Raw genomic sequence first — 2,728 nt, forward strand, 5'->3', positions numbered from 1 at the left:
GTACCCATCCGCAGAGGGCCGCCTACCGGGATTAGTCTGAACCTGCCTTCTGATCTTACGGGCGTTCTTTCGAGCGCCGTTAAGGGCAGCGGGTGGGGTGCGGGATGGAGATCATCACCGGCGTCGAGCGGCGCCGCCGTTGGCGGGATGAGGAAAAACTGCGGATCCTGGCCGAGCTCGACGAGCCGGGCGCCAGGTTTAACGACGTGGCGCGCCGGCATGATGTGAGCCGTGGCCTGTTGTGGCAGTGGCGGGATGCGCAACGGCGCGGCAAGCTGGTGGCCGATGCGCCGGGCTTCCTGCCGCTGAGGATCGTGCCGGAACTGCCCGCGCCAGAGCCGCAGGGCCCGGTGGCTGCGGCGCCCATCGACCCTGAGAACCAGGCGGACAGCCGCATCGAGATCGTGCTGCCCGACGGCACGGCGGTTCGGGTTGCCGAGGGGATCAGCACTGCCGCGCTGCGGCGCGTGATGGCGGCGCTGCGCGGATGATCCCGGTTCCCTCTGGTGTCCGGGTCTGGCTGGCGGCGGGCCACACCGACATGCGGCGCGGCATGAACGGCCTGGCGCTGCAGGTGCAGCAGGCGCTCGGGCGTGATCCCCATGCCGGCGATCTCTACGTGTTCCGGGGCCGCCGCGGCGACCTGGTGAAAATCGTCTGGCATGACGGGCTCGGCATGTCGCTCTATGCCAAGCGGCTGGAGCGCGGCCGGTTCATCTGGCCGCCGCCGGCAGATGGCGCGGTGGCGATTTCCGGGTCGCAGCTGGCCTACATGCTGGACGGCATCGACTGGCGGAATCCGCAACGGACCTGGCGTCCGGAGGTCGCCGGATAAGGCTGGCAGGCGGGCGCCAGGTATGATTCAATTTCTGCCGTGATGCCCGTGCCGGAGAGCATCCCCGCCGATATCGACACGCTGCGCGCCGCGCTGGCGGCGGAGCAGTCGGCCCGGCGCGAGGCCGAGGCACGGGCCTCCAGCGCCGAGGCGATGGTGGCGCACCTCAAGCTGCTGATCGCCCGGCTCAAGCATGACAAGTACGGCGCCTCCTCGGAGCGCGGCCGCAAGCTGCTCGACCAGCTGGAACTCGAACTCGGCGAGTTGGTCGCAGCCGCCAGCGAGGACGCCACCAAGGCGGAGGATGCTGCCAAGGACGAACGCGGCCGGCGCCCTGACCAGCCGGCCCGGGGCCAGCCAGTGCGGGCACCCCTGCCGGCCCACCTGCCGCGCGAGCGGGTCGTCCTGCCAAGCCCGACCGCCTGTCCCTGCTGCGGCGGCAAGCTGTCCAAGCTGGGCGAGGACATCACCGAGACGCTGGAGGCCGAGCCGATCCGGTGGAAGGTCATCCAGACCGTCCGCGAGCGGTTCTCCTGCCGCGCCTGCGAGACCGTCACCCAGCCGCCGGCGCCGTTCCACCCCATCGCCCGCGGCCGGGCGGGGCCGAACCTGCTGGCGATGATCCTCGAGGCCAAGTTCGGCCAGCACCAGCCGCTGAACCGCCAGAGCGACGCCTATGCCCTGCAGGGCATCGAACTCAGCGTCTCGACCCTCGCCGACTGGGTCGGCACCTGCACCGCCAACCTGGCGCCGCTGATGGCCCTGATCGACGCCCATGTGCTGGCCGCCGCGCGGCTGCATGGCGACGACACCACCGTGCCCGTGCTGGCGCGGGGCAAGACCATCACCGGCCGGCTCTGGACCTATGTCCGCAATGACCGGCCCTTTGGTGGACCGGAGCCACCGGCCGCGATGTTCCGATACTCCCGGGATCGAACGGCTGAGCATCCGCAGCGGCACCTCGCCAGCTACACGGGGATCCTGCAGGCCGATGCCTATGCCGGATACAACGCCCTCTACGCGTCGGTGCGTAAGCCGGGGCCGATCAGCGAGGCTGCATGCTGGGCGCATGGCCGGCGCAAGCTGTTCAAGCTCGCCGAGGTTGACCGCGCGCCGCTGGCGGCCGAGGCGGTGCGGCGGATCGACGCGATCTTTGACGCGGAGCGGACGATCAACGGCTTGCCCGCCGAGCAGCGCCTCGCCGTCCGGCAGGCGCAGATCGCCCCGATGATCGCCGAACTCGGAACCTGGATGCGGGAGCAACGGGGCCGGATGTCGCGGCATGCCGAGGTCGGCAAGGCGATGGACTACATGCTGACGCGTTGGGATGCCTTCACCAGGTTTCTGACCGACGGCCGGATCTGCCTGACGAACAACGCCGCCGAACGAGCGCTGCGCGGCATTGCCCTTGGCAGGAAGTCGTGGCTGTTCGCCGGCAGCGATCGTGGCGGCGACCGGGCCGCGGCGATGTACTCGCTCATCATCACCGCCAAGCTGAACGGCGTCGACCCGCGCGCCTGGCTCGCCAATGTCCTGGCCCGCATCGCCGACCATCCCGCCTCGCGGCTGGATGAGCTGTTGCCCTGGAACTGGAAGCAGGCCCAGGACGCCGCCGTCGCCAAGGCGGCCTGACCGTGGCCGCACCCAGCTATGTATTCACCATCGCCCGCGTCGCCGAGATGCTTGGCGAGGATGAGGCATGGCTAGAGGAGCTCGCCGAGCAGCTCGAGCCCGAAGACGGCTGCCTCTGGATCCGCGATACCGACGACCGTGTCACGCTCGGGTTCACCGACCGCGGCATCGAAAGCCTCAAGGAACTCAGCCTCGATCAGAAGCGGTGAGCGTCGCCAAAACCCCGGCCCGCACCAACCGCGGCCTTGGCCGGATGGGTAC

Annotated in this window: 4 protein-coding genes; all 4 read left to right on the forward strand. The window is 69.9% G+C overall.

What is annotated here, in order from left to right; translation table 11 throughout:
- Window positions 1-104: 104 nt before the first annotated feature.
- From tnpA to ACFQS7_RS30765, 4 genes are read left to right on the forward strand one after another with little or no spacing between them, the layout of a single operon-like run.
- The gene (gene tnpA / locus ACFQS7_RS30750) at window positions 105-491 is read left to right on the forward strand and encodes an IS66-like element accessory protein TnpA (RefSeq protein ID WP_380070953.1); all 387 of its coding nucleotides are present in this window, start codon (window positions 105-107) and stop codon (window positions 489-491) included.
- The gene (gene tnpB, locus ACFQS7_RS30755) at window positions 488-835 is read left to right on the forward strand and encodes an IS66 family insertion sequence element accessory protein TnpB (RefSeq protein ID WP_099780963.1); all 348 of its coding nucleotides are present in this window, start codon (window positions 488-490) and stop codon (window positions 833-835) included. Before tnpA ends, tnpB begins: the two co-directional genes overlap by 4 nt.
- 42 nt (window positions 836-877) lie before the next feature.
- Window positions 878-2,467, forward strand: coding sequence for an IS66 family transposase (gene tnpC / locus ACFQS7_RS30760; RefSeq protein WP_380070955.1), 1,590 nt, complete (start codon window positions 878-880; stop codon window positions 2,465-2,467).
- A 2-nt stretch (window positions 2,468-2,469) separates the two neighbouring features.
- Window positions 2,470-2,676, forward strand: coding sequence for a hypothetical protein (locus ACFQS7_RS30765; RefSeq protein ID WP_380070954.1), 207 nt, complete (start codon window positions 2,470-2,472; stop codon window positions 2,674-2,676).
- The last annotated feature ends 52 nt before the right edge of the window (window positions 2,677-2,728 follow it).

Source organism: Dankookia sp. GCM10030260 (assembly GCF_042666655.1).
Classification (GTDB): Bacteria; Pseudomonadota; Alphaproteobacteria; order Acetobacterales; family Acetobacteraceae; genus Paracraurococcus.

Bases quoted from the DNA above. Each gene is read 5' to 3' on its own strand.
- tnpA (WP_380070953.1), top strand. From the start codon at position 105: ATGGAGATCATCACCGGCGTCGAGCGGCGCCGCCGTTGGCGGGATGAG.
- tnpB (WP_099780963.1), top strand. From the start codon at position 488: ATGATCCCGGTTCCCTCTGGTGTCCGGGTCTGGCTGGCGGCGGGCCAC.
- tnpC (WP_380070955.1), top strand. From the start codon at position 878: ATGCCCGTGCCGGAGAGCATCCCCGCCGATATCGACACGCTGCGCGCC.